Origin of the sequence: Bradyrhizobium sp. Leo170 (assembly GCF_004296405.1) — a bacterium.
Lineage (GTDB): Bacteria > Pseudomonadota > Alphaproteobacteria > Rhizobiales > Xanthobacteraceae > Bradyrhizobium.
The window spans coordinates 1-20,441 of sequence record NZ_PSRR01000075.1; the positions used below are offsets into that span (position 1 = coordinate 1).

A 20,441-nucleotide genomic window follows, 5' to 3' on the forward strand; every position below is an offset into this window, starting at 1 on the left:
TGCAACCAGCACCCGGCTTTCCCTGCGCCCTCTGATATCGAGGAGGGTGAAACGAGACGCAAGCTCGGGCGCAACGCGCCGCGAGAACGCGAACTCACATCCCCTCACCACACTCCACCGTCATGCCCCGCGAAGGCGGGCATCCAGTATCCGGCGGCCTCTCGGCTCAAGCACGGCTGCCTCTGGAATACTGGATCGTCCGCCTTCGCGGACGATGACAGCGGATGAGCTGTTTGACATTTGAATCAGAACTCACCCCGCGTCGTCCCGGGCTTGCCCCATGACCCATAACCACAGGACCACAGGCCTTTGTTGTGTCCCCCGCTACAACCGCTTGCTCCTGCCACAACACCTCCCTATGGTTATGGCTCCCCCGCCTTCGCGGAGACGACACTGAGAATGATGTGAGCCGCGCTACTGACTTCTTTTGCGGCTTCCACTCCGCGCGGACGTCATTCGATCGCTGTTGCATATTTGCGACGGTCGAGACAATTCGAGACTGTCTAAGCAGTGCTGACAAAAAGTTGAGCAGCCAAGTTTCGACTGTGTACGATTACGCGTTGTGATCGTGCAGCGTCGCAAGGCGCTGCGCTCAAACGCCGCAGAAAACCAATAGAAATAGGCAAAAGCGAAAATGCGCGCCACGCGCGGAGGTTGCTTGTGCGTTTGCGCCTCGCCGCTGGCCACTCCCTAAAACACTGACGTTGCAGTCGTTAGGTGCCGAAACTTGCAGCACGCTGTGAAAAAACTTGAGGCTTCTCACTTCAGGGGAACGGCGCAAGGGTCGTTGCGAAGGGCCTCGAACTTTCGCACGTCAACTTGGGGGTACACACGAATATGCTCAGTCTTCGAAACCTGGCAGCCGCGGCACTGTCACTTGCCACACTCGCGCCCGCCGGCTTCGCCAGCGCGGCCGACCTGCCGGTCAAGGCGCCAAAGCCCGCGCCTGATTTGCCGTTCTTCCTGCTGGTCGATAACCGCGTGACCTTCTCCTGGATGCCCAAGGGCACCGATCCCGGCGTGTTCTCCATTCAGCCGAACGGTACGATCAACGGCACGACGGCCAAGCAGGTCTACTCGTTCACCCACTTCGACATCTGGACCTACGGCACCAACTTCTTCACGATCTCGATGTTCAAGTCGGGTCAGAACGATCCGGCTTCGCCGTGCTCCAATGCCGGCGTGCTGATCACTGGCGCGTCAGCCAATTGCGCCGGCGCCACCGAAATCTACGGCCTGTTCCGCTCGACCTTCGGCTTCAATCAGATCTTCAACACCAAGGCCTTCAACGTCGGACCGCTCACCAACGTCTCCTTCGAAGTCGGTATGGACGGCAACAGCGAGAACAACTTCCTCGCCCCGGCCAAGCGACAGGTCGTCGCCGGTCTGCAGTTCGAATTCGCTCTGCCCTACAAAGGCTACTTCAACGTGTCGCCGTTGGCGTCCTGGGAGTTCTCCAACCACAACGCCTTCAACCAGTGCGGACTGTTCGGTCCCGGCATTCCGTATCCGGCTCCCGGCGCCACCTGCCTTCCGGACGGCAATACCAGCTTCAATCCGACCTGGGCGGTCGAAACCAACTACTACATGGACCTCGGCTTCCTGCCGGAATACATGCAGTACTTCTCGATCAGCGGCCGCGCCGCCTGGTACGGCAAGAAGGGTGACCAGAACAATCCGCTGGTTGGCTTCGGCACCGGTCCGTTCAGCACCGGCACCGCAGTTGAGTTCAACAGCGAGCCGATCCGTCTGACCTTCGACGCCAGCAAGGCGGTCTGGGGACCGAAGTACACCCACTTCGTCGATCTCTGGGTTGCCTACCGCTACTGGCAGAACAAGTTCGGCCTCGACCACAACGCAGCGCCTGGCGTCTGCACCCTCACCAACGCGGCCGGAGTGACGTACAGCACCAATAGCTGCACCGAGTCGACGGTCTACGGCGGTATCACCATGAAGTTCTAACCACCTGACCCGTTCTCCAGGTGAACTGGGCGCCGCGATGAACCCGCGGCGCCATTTTTTCTTAAGAGCGTGGACAAGACGCAGGCGAGGTAGGTTGGCAGTCCTTCGGGCGCTATTTCTGCCAGAGGCCGGCGTGGAGCTTCGCCGCCTCGTCCTCGATCCGCGGCCCCACGACATCGGTCGGTCGCTGTCCGGTGCGGAATACTTCGCGGCAGGGCAGGTCGAGGGTCGGATTTTCCGGATGATTGCCGGTGATCTCGCGCAGGCGATGTTCGCTTAACGCATAGACCAGGCGCCCGATGCCGGCCCAGTAGATCGCGCCCGCGCACATCGCGCAGGGCTCCGCGGACGAATAGAGCGTGGCGTGCTGGAGGACCTCAGGCGCCAGCGTCGTGCAGGCCTTGGTCGCGAGCAGGCGCTCGGCATGCGCGGTGCCGTCACGGGAGGGCATGTAGCCGTTCTCGACTTCCATCAGCACGTTGCGATTCTGGTCGACCAGAACCGAGCCGAAGGGATGATTGCCGTGGGTGACGGAGCGGCGGGCGACCTCGAAGGACCGCCGCAGGAAATGCAGGTCAGCCTCGTCCTGGGTGAGCGCAGAAATATCCGTCATCAATGTCCCGCCATATGCCGCCCGATCTCGGTGAGATCGGCTTCGCTGGCGCGGGCCTCGTGGACGAGCTCACCGTGGAACATCACGACCAGACGGTCGGAAAGTTCGAGCAGTTCGTCAAGGTCTTCGCTGACGAGAAGCACCGCCGCGCCGCGGTTGCGCGCCGCCATGATCTCGGCATGGATCTGCGCCACGGCGGCGAAATCGAGCCCGAAGCAGGGATTGGCAGCAATCAGCACCTCGACCTCGCCGCCGAGCTCGCGCGCCAGCACCGCGCGCTGGACGTTGCCGCCCGAGAGCGCGGAGATAGGCGTATCCGGTGTGCGGGTCTTGATCTTATAGAGGCCGATCTTGCGTTCGGCATTCCTGCGAAAGGCCGCGCCACTCAGCCACCAGCCGCCCTTGGCGAAGGGGGCGCGGTCGAATTCGCGGAAGGCGATGTTGTCGGCCACGCTCATGCCGCCGACGCAGGCGTTCTTGAGCGGCTCCTCGGGCAATAGCGACATCTTGTGCCGGCGCATCTCCTCGCGCGTCGCCGAATAGCGCTCGCCGCGGATGCGGACTTCGCCGCTCTCGGCGTCGCGCTGGCCGGCGAGCACTTCCACGAGCTGGCGCTGGCCATTGCCGGAGACGCCGGCGATGCCCACGATCTCACCGCCGCGGACCGTGAGCGAGACGTTGTGGACGGCCACCGCCCCGGCATCGTCGAGCGCGGTGAGGCTGTTGAGCTCGAGGCGCGCCTCGCCGACTTCGCCGACGCGGGGCGGCTGCACGGTCAATTGCTCGGCGCCGATCATGGTGCGCGCCATGGCATCCGGCGTGAGCTCGGCGACGCGGCCCTGGCCGGCGAGTTTTCCACGCCGCAGGATGGTCACCTCATCGGCAAAGGCCATCACCTCGCGGAACTTGTGCGTGATCATCAGGATGGTCAATTCACCTGATACGACCATCGCGCGCAGCATGCCCAAAACTTCGTCGGCCTCGCCCGGCGTCAGCACCGAGGTCGGCTCGTCCAGGATCAGGAAGCGCCGCTTCAGATAGAGCTGCTTGAGAATCTCGCACTTCTGCCGCTCGCCGGCCGAGATGTCGGAAACCTTGGCGTCCAGCGGCACCTTGAATGGCATCCGCGCCAGGAACGTCTCGAGCTCCTTCTTCTCTCTGCTCCAGTCCACCACCGCCGGCACGTCGTCGCGCGCCAGCACCAGGTTCTCCGCGACCGTCATCGCCGGGACCAGGGTGAAATGCTGGTAGACCATGCCGAGCCCGAGCGCATGCGCATGCTTCGGGTTGCCGATCTTCTGCTCGCGCCCGCCGATCAGGATGTCGCCCTGGGTCGCGTGGTAATAGCCCATGATGCATTTCACCAGCGTGCTCTTGCCGGCACCGTTCTCGCCGAGCAGCGCATGGAAAGAGCCGGGACGCACCTTCAATTCGACATTGTCGAGCGCCAGGAAATCGCCAAAGCGCATGGTCATGGCGATGGCGTCGACGCCGAAGGCGCCGGTCGGAGGGGGCGTCTCGCCGATGATCACGAGATCGCTCCGATCAGGTCGGCGGATTTCGCCACTGCGCCGAACACGCCGCCCTGCATCTTGATCATCTTCAGCGCATGGTCGTGATTGCCCTTGTCGGTCGCGCCGCAGCAATCCTCGATCAGCACGCATTCGAAGCCGCGGTCGTTGGCCTCGCGCATCGTGGTATGGACGCAGACGTCGGTGGTGATGCCGGTCAGCACGATGTTCTCAATGCCGCGCAGGCGCAGCATCAGCTCCAGGTCGGTCGCACAGAACGAGCCCTTACCGGGTTTGTCGATGATCGGCTCGCCCGGCAGGGGGGCAAGATCGGGAATGATCTCCCAACCGGGCTCGCCGCGCACCAGGATGCGGCCGCAAGGACCGGGATCGCCGATGCCGGCGCCGATCTGGCGCGAGCGCCAACGCTTGTTGGCGGGAAGATCGGCGAGATCGGTGCGGTGGCCCTCGCGGGTGTGGATGATGTGATAGCCCTGGCTCCGCATCACCGCGAGCAGGCGCTTGATCGGCTCGATCGGCGCTCGCGTCAGCGAGAGGTCGTAGCCCATCTTGTCGACATAGCCGCCGACGCCGCAGAAATCGGTCTGCATATCGATGATGATGAGCGCGGTGTTTTCCGGGCGGAGATCGCCATTGTAAGGCCAGGCGTAGGGCTCGGACTTGATATAGCGCTCGGGCATGGACGACCTCGTTGCTGCGCGTGTTATCGGGTGATGGAAAGCTCGGCGGGGGCGCCGGTCAGCGTGCGTTTCGGCGAGCAGGTGATGATCATGATCGCGAGCGTCAGGATGTACGGCGCAGCATTGAACAGGTGATAGCCCGAGGTGACGCCGACCGATTGCAGCGCCGGTCCCAGCGCCGCGGCGCCGCCGAAAGCAAGCGACGCCCACAGGCAGAGCAGGGGATCCCAGCGCGCGAAGATCACGAGCGCAACCGCAGTGATGCCCTGTCCGCTGGAAAGGCCTTCGTTCCAGCTTCCGGGATAGAACAGCGACAGGAACGAGCCGCCGATCCCGGCGAGGAAGCCGCCGACCATGGTGGCGCGCAGCCGGATCAGCAGCACCGAATGGCCCATCGCCCGCGCCGCGTCCGAGCTTTCGCCGACGGTGCGGATCAGGAGCCCCCAGCGCGTGGTCTTGAACGCCCAATAGAGAATGGGGGCGATTGCGACGCCGATCAGGAACAGCACATTGATGCGGAGTGCGGCGCGGACCTGCGGAATGTCGCTCCACCAGCCGAAATCGATCGCGGGCAGCCGCGGCGCGGTCGGTTCGATCAATGGCTTGCCGAGGAAGAAAGCGAGCCCGATGCCGAACAGCATCAGCGCGATGCCGACCGCGACGTCGTTCACGCGCGGCAATGAGCAGATGCCGGCATGGAGCGCGCCGAGCAGCGCGCCGGTGACGCCGGCGGCAAGCACGCCCAGCCAGGGCGAGCCGGAGAGATAGGAGATGCCGTAGGCGCTCATCGCGCCATCACCAGCGTGCCCTCGAGGCCGAGATTGATGCGGCCGCTCCGCTCGGTGATGCATTCGCCGAGACTGACGAACAGGAACGGTGTCGAGACACGGATGGCGCCGCCGAGCACGGCGAGCGGGACGGTCCACAGTCCGATCGAGCTGTCAGCCATGTCAGGACTTTCCTTTCACGAAGCCAATGCGTCCGTAGAGCGCGTCGCTGGCCAGCACGAACACGAAGATGATGCCCTGCAGCACCAGGACGGACGCGTCGGGCAGTCCGAGCCGTCGCTGCAGGAGGCCGCCACTGGCGCTGATGCCGCCGAGCAGGATCGCGACCGGAATGACCGCGAGCGGATTCTGCCGCGCCAGGAAGGCGACCAGGATGCCGGTGAAGCCGTAGCCCGCGGCGAGATTGGCGTTGGTGCGGCCCTGGACGGCGGCGACCTCGATCATGCCGGCAACGCCCGCGCAGGCGCCGGCGAGAAAGCAGATCGTCATGATCAATTTGCCGACGCCAAGTCCGACGATCTTCGCGGCGCGGATATTGCCGCCGGCGACACGTGCGGCAAAGCCGAAGGTGGTGTGATAGATCAGGATGTAGGAGGCGATCGCGCAGACGAGGCCGAACACCAGGCCCCAATGCACGTCGGTGCCGGGGATGGTGCCGATCATGTTGGCGGCGCCGATCTCCCGCGTCGACGGCTTGTTGAGACTGGAGGGATCGCGCATCACGCCTTCGACGAGATGGTTGAGGATCGCGAGCGCGATATAGACCAGCAGTAGGCTCGAGATCGTCTCGTTGACGCCGCGATACTGACGGAGCGCGCCTGATAGCGTGATCCACAATCCGCCGCCGATCACGCCGGCAATGACCATCGCGATCTGCACCACCAGCGGCGGCGCCCATTGCATGGCGAGCGCCGCGCTGGTCGCGGAGAGCGCGCCGATCAGGAGCGCGCCTTCGCCGCCGATGATGACCATGCCGAGCTGCGCCGGCAGTGCCGTGCACAGCGCGGTCAGGATCAACGGCGCGGCGCGGGTCAGCGTGTTCTGCCAGGAGAACCAGGTGCCGAACGCGCCCTGGTACATGTAGAAATAGAGATCGAGCGGATTCTTGCCGTAGAGCGCGACGAACACGCCGAAGGTCGCGAGCGCGCCGATCAGGGCGGCGCCCGGGATCAGGATGTACTCGATGGCGGCGCCGTAGCGCTGCAGGAAACCGGGATCGGCGGCCGGGGCGACCCCGACCGCCTCGACTGCCTCGGCCGAGTCAGCCGTGTCCGTCGTCACGAAGTCGCTCCGATCACGCCTTCGATCAGATAGTCCATCTTCTCGAGCTCAGGATCCTTCTGGCCGCGCTCGATGCCGGACGCGATCACCGTCTTGCCCTTGTTGTCGAGGATCGGTCCCTTGAAGATGGTGTATTCGCCGGCGACGAGCTTTGCCTTCATCTCGTCGGCATGCTTGCGCGCTTCGGCCGAGACCGCTTCGCCATAGGGCGAGCATTTGACGATCTCTTCCTTCAGGCCGCCACGATAGAAGTTCGGGATCGATTCGCCCGACGCGATCATCTTCAGGAATTTCGGATAGAGCGCTTCCCAGTTCCATTCGGCGCCGGTGAGATAGGCCTTCGGCGCGAGCGGGGATTGGTTGACATGGTAACCGCAGACAAAAGCGCCGCGGCGAGCAGCGTTCTCGACCATCGTCTTGGGGCCGTCGACATGGCAGGTCAGCACGTCGACGCCCTGGTCGATCAGGCTGTTGGTGGCCTCGGCCTCCTTGACCGGCATCGACCAGTCGCCGGTGAAGATCACCTGGGTCGTCGCCTTCGGGTTGGCGAGCTTGGCGCCGAGCGTGAAGGCGTTGATGTTGCGCAGCACCTGCGGGATTGGCTTGGCGGCGACGAAGCCGAGCTTGCCGCTCTTGGTCGAATAGCCCGCAACGATACCGGAAATGAACTGCGCCTCGTCGATATAGCCGAAATAGCTTCCGGCGTTCTTCGGGTCCTTCTCGGTCCACAAGCCGCCGCAATGCTCGAAGCGGATCTTCGGATATTTGTTCGCTATCTTGACCATGTGCGGACTGAAGTATCCGAACGAGGTCGGGAACAGCAGCGTGGAGCCGTCGAGATTGATCATGGACTCCATGGTCTTCTCGACAGCATCGGTCTCCGGCACCTTCTCTTCCTCGACCACCTTGATGCCGGGCAGTTTCTTCAGCGCCGCCGCGCCTTGCGCGTGGGCCTGGTTGTAGCCGTAGTCGTCACGCGATCCGACATAGATGAAGCCGATGGTGGTCTCGGCCGCCTGCGCCGTGCGCGCGCCGATCGTGCCGCTGAGCGCCAGCGCGGCGCCGCCTTGCAATAAATGCCGTCGTGAAATCCTGCTGAAATCCATTGCCTGCTCCCCTGGGGCGGTCCGGCCGCCGGTCGTTGCGCATCCGCGCCAACGGCGGAGCTTAGGCGGGATGTCGCAAGCTTCGTGCCAGAGCCTATCTGGCGGGCATGAAATACCAATTTATTGAAATAGCTTGGGTATTATTCGATGCCGTATTCCGCTCAAACTTTGAGCGATGCTGCGTCAGCCTAATTATTGAGCGTTACCAGACAATTGTATGCAATGCCGCTGAGCACTATTTGGGGCGTTGATCGTGCGCCAAGGGGCTGGCATTGAACTTGTATCGATCCCGACGCCGGCATCGAAGCGGCGCTTTACTGGAAAAGCATGAGCAAGAAAGACGCGGCGGGAGCCGGGACCAGACCATCTTTGCTTGGCGAGGAGATCGTTGCCCGCATCGACCAGCTTGCGGCGATATCGGAGACGCCTGAGCATTTGGCGCGAATCTATCTGACGCCCGAGCACCGCAAGGCGGCCGATCTCCTTCTGTCCTGGATGCGCGAGGCCGGGATGAGTGCGCATCTCGACGCGATCGGCAATGTCTGCGGCCGTTACGAGGGCGAGAGGCCCGGCCTGCCGTGCCTGATGCTGGGCTCGCATTACGACACGGTGCGCGACGCCGGCAAATGGGACGGACCGCTCGGCCTCATCACCGCGATCTCCTGCGTCGCCGATCTCAACCGGCGCGGCTGCCGATTGCCGTTCGCGATCGAGGTGACCGGCTTTGCCGACGAGGAAGGCGTGCGCTTTGCTTCGACGCTGCTCGGCAGCCGTGCGGTCGCCGGCACCTTCGACGAAAGCGTGCTGAACGCGCGCGACAATGCCGGCATTTCCATGCGCGAGGCGATGATCGCCTTGGGGCTCGACCCCGATCATATCGGCGCCGCCGCGCGCGCCCGCCGCGAACTGCTCGCCTATGTCGAACTGCATATCGAGCAGGGGCCGGTGCTGGAAGAAAAAGACCTGCCCGTCGGCGTGGTGACCGCGATCGCCGGCGCCACGCGGCTTGCGGCAAAGCTCACGGGCATGGCCGGTCATGCCGGCACCGTGCCGATGGCGCTCAGGCGCGACGCGTTAGCGGGCGCTGCCGAATGCATCACGGCGATCGAGGGTTTCTGCAAGAGCGACGGTGGCGGTCTCGTCGGCACTGTCGGCTATATCGATGCCAGGCCCGGCGCCACCAACGTGATCCCGGGATTCGTCTCCTTCACCATCGACATCCGCGCGCCCACGGATATGCATCGCAAGCGCGCGGTCGCCGATATCGTTCGTCAAATCGAGACCATCGCGAAACGCCGCTCGCTCGCGCTGCAACTCGACGTCACCCATGAGAACCGCACCGTGCCCTGCGCGTCCTGGCTGAAAGCGCAGGTGGCGGAGGCGGTGGCCGGCGAGGGATATTCCGTGTTCGAGCTGCCGAGCGGGGCGGGGCATGACGGCATGGCGATGATCGACATCGCCGACGTCGCTATGCTCTTCGTCCGCTGCCGCGGCGGCATCAGCCATCACCCCGACGAGCATGTGGATCTCGCCGATGCCGACGCCGGCGCGCGGGTGCTGCTGCGGCTGCTCGAGAATTTTCGTGGCCCGTAGGGTGGGCAAAGCGAAGCGTGCCCACCATCTCTTGCACCGCTCGTGAATGGTGGGCACGCTTCGCTTTGCCCACCCTACAAATCACTCCGCCGCTTTCGCGGTCTTGCCGAACATGCGCGTCGGTGCAGGGAAGCCGCAGGAGGTGCCGTCGGTGATCTTGACCTGGTCTTCCCACGGCAATCGGAAGTGACCTGAGACCATGTCCTGCATGAAGGTGTAGGGACAATCCATCGCGCCACCCTTCACTGCGACATAGCCGCGATGCCAGAGCTGATAGATGTTGTTTTCGACACCCCAGTTGATCCGCGCCTCGCGCACCAGGTCGGGGCGCACCTCGGCGGTGATGATCTCGTCGGCGCGGCCCGTGGTGCCGTGGGCGATGATGGTGCCGTCGAAATTGACGATCATGCCTTCGCCCATGGAATCGAACGAGCCGTCGGAGCCGCACATGCAGACATTGGCTGTTACCATCAGATTCTGGAACGCGTTCGCCTGATTTGTAAAACGCCAGCTCTCGCGGATCGGCGCGGTGTAGCCGGCGGTGCGGATCATGATCTCTGCGCCCTTGTAGGCGCATTCACGCGCCATCTCCGGGAACATGCCGTCATGGCAGATGATGAGCGCGATTCTAGCGCCCTTCGGTCCCTCGATCACGGGAATGCCGACGTCGCCAGGCTCCCACGGCTCGACCGGAATCCAGGGATGGAATTTGCGATAGTAGAGTTTGATCTCGCCGTGGTCGTCGATGATCAGGCCTGAATTGTAGGGGTTGCCGTCCGGATTGTACTCCATGATGGAGAAGCAGCCCCAGATCTTGTTGTCGACGCAGGCCTGCTTGAACGCTCCAACCTCCGGCCCGTCGAGCCGGCACATGATCTCGGGATGGGTGTCCATCGACAGACCGTGCAGCGAATATTCGGGAAACACGACGAGATCCATCGTGGATAGATTGCGCCGCGCCTTGCCGACCATCCAGACGATCTTCTCGGTCTGCTTCGCCAGATCGGCTTTGGTCACCACCACGGGCAATTGCAGTTGAACCAGCCCGATCACGACGCCGTTGGGGGATTTGTTGAGGCCGCCAAGTCCGTTCATGTCGAACTCCTTGTTTCAGTGCTGGTCGTTTCCGGGATTGAGAGAAGCAAATCCGATTTTGGCTTGCATCGAAAGACTATTTTTCAGGCGCCGTCATTGCCTCGAATTCTTCGAGCGTCGGCGTCAGCATCTCAAAGCGGTCGCGGATGGTGGCACAGGTGTTGCCGCCAAGACGTGCGACCGCGTCGAGCTTGGCCGGATCGATGTGCAGCCGCTCGGCATCGACCACGTCGCGCTGATAGTGCGCAAACACGATCTCGCCGAGGATGATCTGGCGGGACTTTCCCAGTTCCAGCGTGACATGGCGGCGGCATTCGAAGGCGGCGGGAGCCTCCTTGATCCAGGGCGAGGCCACTTCGGTTCCGGGCATCGCCGTCAGGCCCGCGGCGGCAAGTTCGTCGCGGCTGGCGGCAAACGGCACCGCGCAGACATGCATCGCTTCTGCAATCGCGTGCGATACGATGTTGACGGTGAAGACCTCGGTCAGGCGGATGTTGAGCGCGGTGTCCTTGAACGACATGTCGGGATGGTTCTCCACCCCGAGCGCGAGGATCGGCGGGTCGGCGGAGAGGCAGTTGAAGAAGCTGAACGGGGCGGCATTGATGCGCCCCGTCGGATCGACCGTCGTCACCAGCGCGATCGGCCGCGGCACCACGGTGCCGATCATCAATTTGTAGCGCTCGCGCGCCGACAGCTTGCGGAAGTCGAAGGTGACCTCGTCTTGAGTTGGTTTCTGGGCAGGGATCGCGTCCATCGCTCAGGCCTCGATCGCCGGTGCGCCGGCATGGGCTTGCAGAAAGCGCTCCTCCCACCAGGAGAACAGGATGTCGCGCAGCGCCGCCGCATCGTCGTCACCGTAGATGTCGGTAAGCTTGACCGCGTTGAGCATCGTGACTTCCTCCGCCGTCAGCGCAACAGGCAGTTCGGTAAGCACGATCGGCGTGTTTGGAAACTCCGGCCTGTAGTCAGGGTCCCGCCGCAAGCCGCGATCGCTCTTGATGACCGGGTTCTTGAAATCCTTCGGCGTCCGCTGGCTGGCAAGCACCGGCGTCGTCGGCACGCTGGCGAGATCCGCCTCTGTCGCCTCGAACACCGTGAGCTTCAGCGGCTTCAGCGCAAAGTTGCTGGTCTTCATCACGTCGGCGCCGCAGACATTGGGGATCGCCAGCACGTCCATCAGCGCCAGCAGGTCGACATGGTCGCCGGCCTTGGTGGTCTGGCGGGTCATGTAGGCGTGGCCGTCGGCGTCGACGCCGGTGCACATGAACAGGTTGAAGGAATCGTGGACGTCGTCAGGCGTCAGCCCGTATTCGCGCTGCGCCTCCGCCTGGATGTCGTGGCAATTGGTGTGCACGGAAAAGCCGTAGGCGGCCTCATAGACATAGGCGCTGCAGCGCGGGAACAGCACGTCGTTGCGGCCGACGGTATCTTCCAGAATGTAGAGCATCGCTCGCTCGCGCGGCGGCGCCGACCACATGAAGGTGCCTTTGGTCGGATGGAAGCCGTGCACGGTGCGGGTGCGGCCGCAATGCATGAACTCCTTGTAGTCATGCAGGTTGAAGCAGTTGAAGTCGGCGCACTGGCCGCCTTCGACCTGCTCGATGCGCAGGACCTGTCCCTTCAACAATTCGATTGCCTTGCCGGTCCCCGGCTCGAGGATCCATTCCGATGTGATCTTGCGCGTGGTCATCGCGAGCTTCCTGCGGTCTCGGCCTTCCGGCTGGCGGCGTATTCGCGCAATGCGAGACGGACCAACGCCGCACGATCGGGGGCCACACCCTGCGCGATGGTGCGGTCCATCAGTTCAAGCTGTTGCTGGTTCAATCGCAGTTTGACGATCGTTTCGTTCATGGCATTCCCTCCGCAGCGATCCGAGAAGGCAAAATCCTGTATACAGAGAGTTGCGCTCCAGGAGACATCCGGTGTTAGTTATTCCCGGTTTCGCCGTGCATTCGAAGCGCAAACTTTAAGCGTTGTGCTGCCATTTATTCGAGCGCACCGACCAAAATTGCCTCATCCTGTGTACGAAATCCCGACCTATCGTATGCGCAATCGCGGACGCATTCTCGTCCGACGGCGCATGCGGATTTCGGATGAGCAAGAAATCGACCCGGGTTGATGTTGCCTGCCAGGCGCTGCGCCAGGCGATCATCGAGCAGGCGCTGCCGCCGGGCACGAAGCTGCCGGAGGATGAACTCGGCGCCCAGTTTCACATGAGCCGCACGCTGGTGCGCGCGGCTTTGGCACAGCTTCAAGCGGAAGGCCTGGTCGATGCGCCACCGCGCCGCACCGCCACCACTGCCAAACCGACGCTGGAAGAGGCGAGGGAAGTCTTCGAGGTCCGCCGCACGCTCGAGCGCGAGGTGGTGCGGCTGGTGATCGCGCGCTGGCGACCGGAATTCGGCGCCGAGCTCGAGGGGCATGTTCGCAAGGAAGAAGCTGCGCGCAAGGCTGGCGAAGCGAGAGTCTCCATCCGTCTCGCCGGCGAATTCCATGTCAAGCTGGGCGAGCTCGCGGGCAACAATCTGCTCCGCCGCTATCTCGGCGAAGTGGTGTCGCGCTGCTCGCTGATCCTGGCGCTTTACGGCCGGCCGCATTCCGCAGACTGCGCCGTCAACGAACACCGCGAGATTGTGGCCGCGCTGCGCAGCCGCAATGCCGAGGCCGCGATCGAGCTGATGGACCATCACCTCGGTGCGGTCGAGCACCGGGCGCTGCTCGATCAGGATCGCGAGGCGCAATTCGATCTCGGCGCGGTGCTGTCCCGCTACACGGAGACGACGGACACCGGCAACGGATCAAAGATCGCGCGGCTGCCGCGGCGGAAGACACGGGCCGCGAAATGACCGGGGACAGGATTTCATCACCAGTGTCACCCAAGCCGCGCCAAAGGTTCGGCGATCAAGGAGAGTATCAATGACCACGCCTCCGCTTTCCCGCCGAACCTTTCTCGCTGGAGCCGCCGCAAGTCCCTTCGTTCTTTCCGCCCTCGGCCAGCCGGCGCACGCCGCCGATCTCACGGTGGGCATCATCTATGTCGGCTCTCGCCAGGACTATGGCTGGAACCAGGCCCATGCCGTCGCCGCCAAGGCGCTCAAGGATGTGCCGGGCGTGAAGGTCGTCGAAGAAGAGAACGTGCCGGAGACCGTGGCGGTTGCAAAAACCATGGAGTCGATGATCAACATCGACGGTGCGACGCTGCTGTTTCCGACCTCCTTTGGCTACTTCAACCCGTTCATGGTCGATGCGGCGAAGAAATATCCCAAGGTCGAATTCCGCCATCCGACCTCGCTCTGGCAGGCCGACAAGCATCCGGCCAACGCGGGCGGCTATTTCTGCTATCTCGACCAGGGCCATTATGTGAACGGCATTGCCGCGGGCCTATCCACCAAAGCGAACAAGATCGGCTATATCGCTGCTAAGCCGATCCCGCTGGTGTTGCGCAACGTCAATTCGTTCATGCTCGGCGCGCGCAAGGTCAATCCTGATGTCACGGTGCAGCTCATCATCACCGGCGATTGGGCCCTGCCGGTGCGCGAGGCGGAAGCCGCGAACGCGCTGGTCGATGCCGGCTGCGATATCATCGCCTGTCACATCGACAGCCCGAAGGTCGTGATCGAGACCGCCGAGAAGCGCGGCGTGAAGAGCTGCGGCCACAACGCCAACCAGGCGGATCTCGCGCCCAAGGGCTTCATCACAGGCGCGGAGCTGAAGTGGGAGACGGTCTACAAGGGGTTTGCCGGCATGATCGCCAAGGGTGAGAAGCTGCCAAACATGGTGATCGGCGGCTACGACAAGGACATGGTGGTGAGCTCGCCGTTCGGCGCCGGCTGCAGCGAAGCCGGCCGCAATGCCGCCACCGCCGCGATCGCCGAGTTGAAGGCGGGCAAGCCGATCTTCATCGCTGGAGTGAAGAGCAATACCGGCAAGGTCATCACCTCCAAGGACACCAGCCTCTATGATCCCTCATTGGAGACGACGGACTATCTGGTCGAGGGTGTCATCGGCACAGTCTAAGGAGCCCAGAGGCCGGCGGCGCCGGCGCTAACTCGATAGTATCGGGGGCTATTTCCGGCGATTTGGAGGGGCGGGGATAAAAATTCTTCCCCGTGGGGGCACCGGGGAACGTGCTTCCAAGTCGCTGCCGCAAAAGACATTTCGCTACCATTGCTTCCTGGCCGCAATTGACGACATTTAGGGACGGTTTCAATGGAAGCGGCCATGAGCAATCCCGGATTTGATGCGTTTGGCGAGCCGATGACGGCCGAGAGCGTTCGCGCCCCTGGGCGTGCGTCCTCGTGGCTGCTGCGCGCCGGCACCGGCGCGTTCTGGCTGCTCGTCGCTGGCATCGTGATCGCCCGCGCCGCCTATTTTGAGGCTGGCGTCTTCAATTTCGACCGCGCCGTTGCCTGGGCGCAGGGCCTGTTCGCAGCCCTCTGACGTTCCATCCTGCACTCTCATTATAGATAGGGTTCCAGCCGAAATCGGCTGGCTTGCGGGCCATTGGCCCGCTTGAATCGGACGTGCGCCTCAGGCTCCAGAACATAACTTCTCGTTACTGGGGAAATCGGAGAATATATTAGCCAAAACATCACGGTAGGCGCATAAATTATTCCCGATAGGGAGTGCCACCGTGGCGGACAATACCAATAGCATCAAGGAAACAGCGCGGCGCCCGAGTGCCATCGCCCGCACCTTTAGCCTTTTTCCTGGCATCCTGCTGTGCGGCGCGATCACGCTCGTCGCGGTCGGCGTCCAGCATCTGGAGGAACGGGCCTTCGACCATCCCTATGTCGAAGCCCTGGTGATCGCGATCCTCCTGGGGATGGCGATCCGTACCGCCTGGAATCCATCCGAGCGATGGCGCTCCGGGATCGCCTTCAGCGCCAAGCAACTGCTCGAAGTCGCGGTCGTGCTGCTGGGGGCCTCGATCAGCTTCGCCGCGATTGCGGCGTCCGGCCTGGCGCTGATCGGTGCGATCGCGGGGACGGTTGCGATCATGCTGGCGCTTAGTTTTGGGGTCAGCCGCATGCTCGGCCTGCCGCCCAAGCTGTCGATCCTGATCGCCTGCGGTAATTCCATCTGCGGGAATTCGGCCATCGCGGCCGTTGCCCCCGTGATCGACGCCCACAGCGACGACATCGCCTCGTCGATCTCATTTACCGCCATTCTCGGCGTGCTGATGGTGCTGGGATTGCCCTTGCTGATCCCGCTCCTGGGATTGACGGCGACGCAATACGGCATCCTGGCCGGACTTACGGTCTATGCCGTTCCCCAGGTGCTTGCGGCGACCGTGCCTGCCGGCATCGTCAGCACGCAGATCGGGACGCTCGTGAAACTGGTGCGCGTGCTGATGCTGGGACCGATCGTGATCGGCCTCTCTTTGTTCGTCGCCAGCCGCCGCAAGCACGAGAAGGCGGCGGCGATCAGTCCGTTCAAATTGGTGCCCTGGTTCATCATCGGCTTTCTGGTCCTTGCCGCGCTGCGATCGTTCGAGCTCGTTCCGGATGCGGTGGTCCCCCTGGTGACGAAGACGGCGGTTTTGCTCACCGTGCTGTCGATGGCGGCCCTTGGGCTTGGCGTTGATATCCGCGTCATCGCCACCGTGGGAGGACGCGTGACAGCCGCGGTCACGCTCTCGCTATTGGTGCTGCTCGCCATCAGCATCGGGCTCGTCCATCTCTTCAGATGAGAGCGTCCGGCAGCGCACGATCTCGAATTGTACACAATGGCACGGCGTTTGCTTAACCCCTGATCAAGAATTCTCTTGTTTGGGGTGAGCACGTCATGGCGAACTCAAGCGATCCGGTGGGGAAGATCGTCGCAGAGCCGGAGCCGATCGAGCTCGACTGGACCAAGACCGCGCTCGTCATCATCGACATGCAGCGCGATTTCATGGAGCCCGGCGGCTTCGGCGAAACGCTCGGCAATGACGTCAGCCAGCTTGCGCGCGCCGTGAAGCCGATCGGCGCGGTGCTGTCGGCGGCGCGCGGCACCGGCATGCTGGTCATCCATACCCGCGAAGGACATCTGCCCGATCTTTCCGACGCGCCGCCCGCCAAGGTCGAACGCGGCGCGCCATCATTGCGTATCGGCGATCCCGGTCCGATGGGCCGCATCCTCATCCGCGGCGAGGCCGGCCACGACATCATCCCCGAGCTCTATCCGCTCGACAGCGAGATCGTGATCGACAAGCCCGGCAAGGGCGCGTTCTACGCCACCGAGATGGACGATGTGCTGCAGAAATACGGCATCGAGAATCTTCTGGTGTGCGGCGTCACCACGGAAGTCTGCGTCAACACGACCGTGCGCGAGGCCAATGACCGCGGCTATCGCTGCGTTGTCATTTCCGACGGCTGCGCATCGTACTTTCCCGAATTTCACGAGATGGGTCTGAAGATGATCAATGCCCAGGGCGGCATCTTCGGCTGGGTCGCCAGCTCAGCGGCAGTATTGGAGGCGATAAAGATTTCGAAGACATTGGCTGGCTGACCCTCATGGTGAGGAGGCGCGCAGCGCCGTCTCGAAAGATGAGGCCCCCGTCTGTGGCCTCATCCATCGAGACGCGCTTCGCGCTCCTCAGGATGAGGGGAGACAGCGGTCGTGCGGCCAAGCTACCTACCCGCCTTTGACTGCACCCGCCGTGAGCCCGGCGACGATCTGGCGCTGAGCGAACACCGTGAGCAGCAGCACCGGGAAGGTCACGAGCAACGCCGCCGCAGCCAGCGGCCCCCAGCTCAACTGGTCGAACGAGATCATGTTGTAGACGGCGACAGGTAACGTCCGCGTCTCGCGTCCCGCCAGCACGATGCCGAACACGAAATTGTTCCAGGAGAAGATCACCGCGAGGATGAAGGCGACCGCAAGTCCCGGGCGCGCGATCGGCAGCGCGACGTGACGGAACACCTGCCAGCGCGTGGCGCCATCGATCCGTGCGGCTTCCTCCAATTCCAGCGGCGTGGTCTCGAAATAGCCGATCATGATCCAGATCACGATCGGTACGGTGACCACGAGATGGATGATGATCTGCGGCACCAGTGTGCCGAGCAGCCCCAGCCACTGGAACAGCAGGAACAGCGGGATCAAATACGACAGCCCCGGCGTGATGCGCGCGATCAGGATCACGATCGCGGATTTATGCGCCGCCATCCGCGCGATGCCGTAGCCGGCCGGCACGCCGACCAGCATCGCGAGCAATGTCGCGCTGCCGGTGACGACGAGGCTGTTGACGAAATAGGTCAGGAAGCGGTTGGAGGCGAGCACGTCGGTATAGTTCTTCCAGGCGAACTGCTCGGGGATGAACACCGGCGGATAGGCGGCGTTGTCGATCTCGTACTTCAGCGACAGCGAGATCATCCAGAGGAAGAACAGGATCGCCGGCGACACGATGATGAACACCGAGAACCAGAGGCCGATCCGGCCCAGCAGTTGACGCGGGCTCATGCGCCGCCTCCGATCTCGGTCCACAGCATCCGCTTGCGCAAGTAGAGCAGCACCGCGGCGAGCAGGACGATCAGCAGGAAGAATACCACCGCAATCGCCGAGCCATAGCCGAGGTCGTAATAGACGAAGGCGACGCTGTAGAGGTAGAGGTTGATGGTCTCCGACGCCGAGCCGGGGCCGCCTTGCGTGATCGCGAAGATGATGTCGAAACTCTTCACCGCATCGATCATGCGGATCATGCCGGCGATGAACAGGAACGGCATGATCAACGGCAGCGTGATGTAGCGGAACATCTGCCAGAAGCCGGCGCCGTCGATCTCCGCGCTCTCGTAAGGTTCGGTCGGAATCGCGGCGAGGCCGCCCAGCACGATCAGCATGACCAGCGGCGTCCATTGCCAGGTCTCGACCAGCACCAGCGATGGAATGACGGTCGCGGGATTGAACACCCAGAGCTGCGGCGGCAGGCCGACCAGCGACAAGAGGTAGTTGAGCACGCCGAGCTGCGGGTGGAACATCATGGTCCAGACCAGCGCGATCGCCACGGGCGTGGCCATCATCGGCATGATGAAGACGCCGCGCAAAAAGCCGCGCCCGGCAAAGCGCTGGTGGAATACGACGGCTGCGAGCGTGCCGAAGATCAGCGGCAATATCACCGATAGCGCGGTGTAGACGATGGTGTGTCCGACCGCCTCGACGAAACGCGGATCGTTCGGCAATCGCAGATAGTTGGCAAAGCCGACGAAGGTCGTGGGCGAACCGACTTTCCACTCGTTGAAGCTCATCCAGATCGTGAACAGCCAGGGGAACACAATCACGGCCAGCACGACGATCAGCGCCGGCAGCACGAAAGGCCAGTAGGTGGGGCGATGCCATTGCTGCTCCGGCGCGGCGGAGGTTTCCGCCGCGGCCGGGCTAGTTTCCGTTATCGTGCTCACGCTTTTTCGCTGCGTTCCAGGATGGGCCGGAATTGCTCGTGTGCTTTCTTCAGTTCGGTCGCGGGATCGGCGCCCGAGAGCGTTGCGGTCAGCGCGGCGCCGACGATGTCGCGGAACTCGGCGACAGGGATGATGACGGGCAGTCCGAGCTTGCTGATCTTGGCGGAGTCGACGACGGACTTCAGCCATTCCTGCGTCTTCACGCCCTTGGCGACTTCCGGGTCGTTCACGATCGAATTGCGGAACGGCACGCCGCCGCCGGCCTGCAGCAATCGTGCGGCTTGCGTCCTGGAAACGACCCATTGGCAGAGGAGGTAAGCGGCTTCCTTGTTCTTGCTTGCCGCGGCGATGCCGATGCCGTCGCCATAGGTCGAGGAAAACGCGCCCTTCGGTCCGGCCGGCACGAGGGTGTAGCCGACCTTGCCGACGACGCGCGAGGCGGTTGGATCTTCCAGCGGCGGCGCCCAGCCGTCGGCGTCGATCCACATCGCCGATCTGCCTTGCGTGAATGATGCCATCGACTCCATCCAGTTGAAGCCGGCGACGCCGGGCGGCGCCGATTTGGTCAACAGCCGCTGGTACAGCTTGGTCGCTTCGATCGCCTCGGGGCCGTCGGTCAGGATGTTGCCCTTGCTATCCAGGAATTCGCCGCCATAGTTCAGGTAGAAGTTGGTCCACATCGCCATGTTGGCGTTGCGCAGGCCGCGCCCGACAAAACCAAAAGTGCCTTCCTTGGGGTCGGTGAGCTTCTCGGCGGCGACCACCATCTCGTCCAGCGTCTTCGGCACCTCGACGCCTTTCTTCTGGAATAGCTCCTTGTTGTAATAGAGGATGAAGTAGTCGACCGACCACGGCAGCGACAGCATCTGGCCCTTGTCGTTCTTGGCGTATTGCTGTCCGGCGGCGGAGAAGTCGCTCTCGACCAGGTCAGGCGGCGTGAAATTCGGGTCCTTCAGGTAGCCGGAGATATCGGCGAGCCAGCCGCCCTTCTCGAACTGCCGCTTCTGCACATGATAGCTCAGATGGACGACGTCGAAGCTCGGCTTGCCCGAGGCGAGCTCGATGACGCATTTCTGGCGCTGCTGCTGCTCTGGGATCTGCTCGGACTCGACCTGGATGCCGGTGAGCGCGGTGAATTCCTTGATGTATTTTTGCAGATTGTCGCCGCGCGGTCCCTTGGCGAGGATCACCTCGAGCTTGGTGCCGTTATATTTCTTCCAGTCGATGTCGGCGCGCGCCGGAAATCCGGTGAGGCTGAGCGCGCCGGCCGCAGCCGTGCCGGCCAAAAGCTGCCGGCGCGAGATCTGGTGATCCGTCATGTATCTCTCCCTGGTCGTTTTTTGTTTGGGAGAGATACTAGCGTCTGCGCGGGCTCTGCCTAGCCCTAATGTGCGCGACAATACACTACAATTG

Annotated in this window: 20 protein-coding genes and 1 pseudogene; 8 read left to right on the forward strand and 13 right to left on the reverse strand. The window is 63.1% G+C overall.

Going from position 1 to position 20,441, the window contains the following annotated elements; translation table 11 throughout:
- Together CWO89_RS46950 and CWO89_RS15395 are read left to right on the forward strand one after the other, a co-directional pair.
- Nucleotides 1-228 (forward strand): hypothetical protein (locus tag CWO89_RS46950; protein WP_207234488.1); only part of this gene is annotated, 228 nt, incomplete at its 5' end.
- A gap of 609 nt (nt 229-837) precedes the next feature.
- Nucleotides 838-1,962, forward strand: coding sequence for a hypothetical protein (locus CWO89_RS15395; RefSeq protein ID WP_130579642.1), 1,125 nt, complete (start codon nt 838-840; stop codon nt 1,960-1,962).
- 112 nt (nt 1,963-2,074) lie between these two features.
- On the opposite strand, the gene CWO89_RS15400 is transcribed toward CWO89_RS15395, so the two are convergent.
- From CWO89_RS15400 to CWO89_RS15425, 6 genes and pseudogenes are all read right to left on the reverse strand, one after another.
- Nucleotides 2,075-2,575, reverse strand: coding sequence for a nucleoside deaminase (locus tag CWO89_RS15400; protein WP_130579643.1), 501 nt, complete (start codon nt 2,573-2,575; stop codon nt 2,075-2,077).
- Nucleotides 2,575-4,107, reverse strand: a complete 1,533-nt coding sequence (locus CWO89_RS15405) for an ABC transporter ATP-binding protein (RefSeq protein WP_130579644.1) — start codon at nt 4,105-4,107, stop codon at nt 2,575-2,577. The genes CWO89_RS15400 and CWO89_RS15405 overlap by 1 nt, the downstream gene beginning before the upstream one ends.
- Complete coding sequence (gene biuH / locus CWO89_RS15410; RefSeq protein ID WP_130579645.1) at nt 4,104-4,787, reverse strand: biuret amidohydrolase; 684 nt, start codon at nt 4,785-4,787, stop codon at nt 4,104-4,106. The genes CWO89_RS15405 and biuH overlap by 4 nt, the downstream gene beginning before the upstream one ends.
- Before the next feature lie 23 nt (nt 4,788-4,810).
- Nucleotides 4,811-5,736 (reverse strand): annotated as a pseudogene (locus tag CWO89_RS15415) (ABC transporter permease).
- Nucleotide 5,737: 1 nt separating this feature from the next.
- The gene (locus CWO89_RS15420) at nt 5,738-6,856 is read right to left on the reverse strand and encodes an ABC transporter permease (RefSeq protein WP_130579646.1); all 1,119 of its coding nucleotides are present in this window, start codon (nt 6,854-6,856) and stop codon (nt 5,738-5,740) included.
- Entirely contained in the window at nt 6,853-7,962 is a 1,110-nt protein-coding gene (locus tag CWO89_RS15425; protein ID WP_130579647.1) for a BMP family ABC transporter substrate-binding protein, read from the reverse strand. Before CWO89_RS15425 ends, CWO89_RS15420 begins: the two co-directional genes overlap by 4 nt.
- A gap of 327 nt (nt 7,963-8,289) precedes the next feature.
- Here CWO89_RS15425 and CWO89_RS15430 point away from each other — a divergent pair, with 327 nt between their 5' ends.
- The gene (locus CWO89_RS15430) at nt 8,290-9,555 is read left to right on the forward strand and encodes an allantoate amidohydrolase (RefSeq protein WP_130579648.1); all 1,266 of its coding nucleotides are present in this window, start codon (nt 8,290-8,292) and stop codon (nt 9,553-9,555) included.
- 81 nt (nt 9,556-9,636) lie between these two features.
- Here CWO89_RS15430 and CWO89_RS15435 read toward each other — a convergent pair whose 3' ends face one another.
- From CWO89_RS15435 to CWO89_RS45870, 4 genes are all read right to left on the reverse strand, one after another.
- Nucleotides 9,637-10,650, reverse strand: a complete 1,014-nt coding sequence (locus CWO89_RS15435; protein WP_130579649.1) for a formamidase — start codon at nt 10,648-10,650, stop codon at nt 9,637-9,639.
- A gap of 76 nt (nt 10,651-10,726) precedes the next feature.
- Nucleotides 10,727-11,404 carry a flavin reductase family protein gene (locus CWO89_RS15440; RefSeq protein WP_130579650.1) on the reverse strand — a complete coding sequence of 226 codons (678 nt, stop codon included), beginning with the start codon at nt 11,402-11,404 and terminating at the stop codon, nt 10,727-10,729.
- Nucleotides 11,405-11,407: 3 nt separating this feature from the next.
- On the reverse strand, nt 11,408-12,340 hold the full coding sequence (locus tag CWO89_RS15445; RefSeq protein ID WP_130579651.1) for a DUF1989 domain-containing protein: 933 nt from the start codon (nt 12,338-12,340) through the stop codon (nt 11,408-11,410).
- Nucleotides 12,337-12,501 carry a hypothetical protein gene (locus CWO89_RS45870; RefSeq protein ID WP_165421172.1) on the reverse strand — a complete coding sequence of 55 codons (165 nt, stop codon included), beginning with the start codon at nt 12,499-12,501 and terminating at the stop codon, nt 12,337-12,339. The genes CWO89_RS15445 and CWO89_RS45870 overlap by 4 nt, the downstream gene beginning before the upstream one ends.
- Nucleotides 12,502-12,743: 242 nt before the next feature.
- Here CWO89_RS45870 and CWO89_RS15450 point away from each other — a divergent pair, with 242 nt between their 5' ends.
- The 5 genes from CWO89_RS15450 to CWO89_RS15470 all read left to right on the forward strand — a co-directional run bounded on the left by CWO89_RS15450 (nt 12,744) and on the right by CWO89_RS15470 (nt 17,142).
- Entirely contained in the window at nt 12,744-13,496 is a 753-nt protein-coding gene (locus CWO89_RS15450) for a GntR family transcriptional regulator (RefSeq protein WP_130579652.1), read from the forward strand.
- A gap of 70 nt (nt 13,497-13,566) precedes the next feature.
- Nucleotides 13,567-14,667: a BMP family ABC transporter substrate-binding protein gene (locus CWO89_RS15455; RefSeq protein ID WP_130579653.1), complete on the forward strand. Its 1,101-nt coding sequence runs from the start codon at nt 13,567-13,569 to the stop codon at nt 14,665-14,667.
- A gap of 204 nt (nt 14,668-14,871) precedes the next feature.
- Complete coding sequence (locus CWO89_RS15460; protein ID WP_130579654.1) at nt 14,872-15,090, forward strand: hypothetical protein; 219 nt, start codon at nt 14,872-14,874, stop codon at nt 15,088-15,090.
- 193 nt (nt 15,091-15,283) lie between these two features.
- The gene (locus tag CWO89_RS15465) at nt 15,284-16,342 is read left to right on the forward strand and encodes a YeiH family protein (protein WP_165421173.1); all 1,059 of its coding nucleotides are present in this window, start codon (nt 15,284-15,286) and stop codon (nt 16,340-16,342) included.
- Nucleotides 16,343-16,437: 95 nt separating this feature from the next.
- On the forward strand, nt 16,438-17,142 hold the full coding sequence (locus CWO89_RS15470; protein WP_130579655.1) for a cysteine hydrolase family protein: 705 nt from the start codon (nt 16,438-16,440) through the stop codon (nt 17,140-17,142).
- A gap of 126 nt (nt 17,143-17,268) precedes the next feature.
- Here the strand turns inward: CWO89_RS15470 and CWO89_RS15475 are convergent, their stop codons facing one another.
- Genes CWO89_RS15475 through CWO89_RS15485 form a run of 3 tightly spaced genes read right to left on the reverse strand, consistent with a single transcriptional unit; the run spans nt 17,269 to nt 20,347 of the window.
- Complete coding sequence (locus CWO89_RS15475; RefSeq protein ID WP_165421174.1) at nt 17,269-18,093, reverse strand: carbohydrate ABC transporter permease; 825 nt, start codon at nt 18,091-18,093, stop codon at nt 17,269-17,271.
- Nucleotides 18,090-19,028, reverse strand: coding sequence for a carbohydrate ABC transporter permease (locus CWO89_RS15480; protein ID WP_130579657.1), 939 nt, complete (start codon nt 19,026-19,028; stop codon nt 18,090-18,092). Before CWO89_RS15480 ends, CWO89_RS15475 begins: the two co-directional genes overlap by 4 nt.
- Nucleotides 19,025-20,347 carry an ABC transporter substrate-binding protein gene (locus tag CWO89_RS15485; protein WP_130579658.1) on the reverse strand — a complete coding sequence of 441 codons (1,323 nt, stop codon included), beginning with the start codon at nt 20,345-20,347 and terminating at the stop codon, nt 19,025-19,027. The genes CWO89_RS15480 and CWO89_RS15485 overlap by 4 nt, the downstream gene beginning before the upstream one ends.
- Between the last annotated feature and the right edge of the window lie 94 nt (nt 20,348-20,441).

Bases quoted from the DNA above. Each gene is read 5' to 3' on its own strand.
- CWO89_RS15395 (WP_130579642.1), top strand. From the start codon at position 838: ATGCTCAGTCTTCGAAACCTGGCAGCCGCGGCACTGTCACTTGCCACA.
- CWO89_RS15400 (WP_130579643.1), bottom strand. From the start codon at position 2,575: ATGACGGATATTTCTGCGCTCACCCAGGACGAGGCTGACCTGCATTTC.
- biuH (WP_130579645.1), bottom strand. From the start codon at position 4,787: ATGCCCGAGCGCTATATCAAGTCCGAGCCCTACGCCTGGCCTTACAAT.
- CWO89_RS15425 (WP_130579647.1), bottom strand. From the start codon at position 7,962: ATGGATTTCAGCAGGATTTCACGACGGCATTTATTGCAAGGCGGCGCC.
- CWO89_RS15430 (WP_130579648.1), top strand. From the start codon at position 8,290: ATGAGCAAGAAAGACGCGGCGGGAGCCGGGACCAGACCATCTTTGCTT.
- CWO89_RS15435 (WP_130579649.1), bottom strand. From the start codon at position 10,650: ATGAACGGACTTGGCGGCCTCAACAAATCCCCCAACGGCGTCGTGATC.
- CWO89_RS15440 (WP_130579650.1), bottom strand. From the start codon at position 11,404: ATGGACGCGATCCCTGCCCAGAAACCAACTCAAGACGAGGTCACCTTC.
- CWO89_RS15445 (WP_130579651.1), bottom strand. From the start codon at position 12,340: ATGACCACGCGCAAGATCACATCGGAATGGATCCTCGAGCCGGGGACC.
- CWO89_RS45870 (WP_165421172.1), bottom strand. From the start codon at position 12,501: ATGAACGAAACGATCGTCAAACTGCGATTGAACCAGCAACAGCTTGAA.
- CWO89_RS15450 (WP_130579652.1), top strand. From the start codon at position 12,744: ATGAGCAAGAAATCGACCCGGGTTGATGTTGCCTGCCAGGCGCTGCGC.
- CWO89_RS15455 (WP_130579653.1), top strand. From the start codon at position 13,567: ATGACCACGCCTCCGCTTTCCCGCCGAACCTTTCTCGCTGGAGCCGCC.
- CWO89_RS15460 (WP_130579654.1), top strand. From the start codon at position 14,872: ATGAGCAATCCCGGATTTGATGCGTTTGGCGAGCCGATGACGGCCGAG.
- CWO89_RS15470 (WP_130579655.1), top strand. From the start codon at position 16,438: ATGGCGAACTCAAGCGATCCGGTGGGGAAGATCGTCGCAGAGCCGGAG.
- CWO89_RS15475 (WP_165421174.1), bottom strand. From the start codon at position 18,093: ATGAGCCCGCGTCAACTGCTGGGCCGGATCGGCCTCTGGTTCTCGGTG.
- CWO89_RS15485 (WP_130579658.1), bottom strand. From the start codon at position 20,347: ATGACGGATCACCAGATCTCGCGCCGGCAGCTTTTGGCCGGCACGGCT.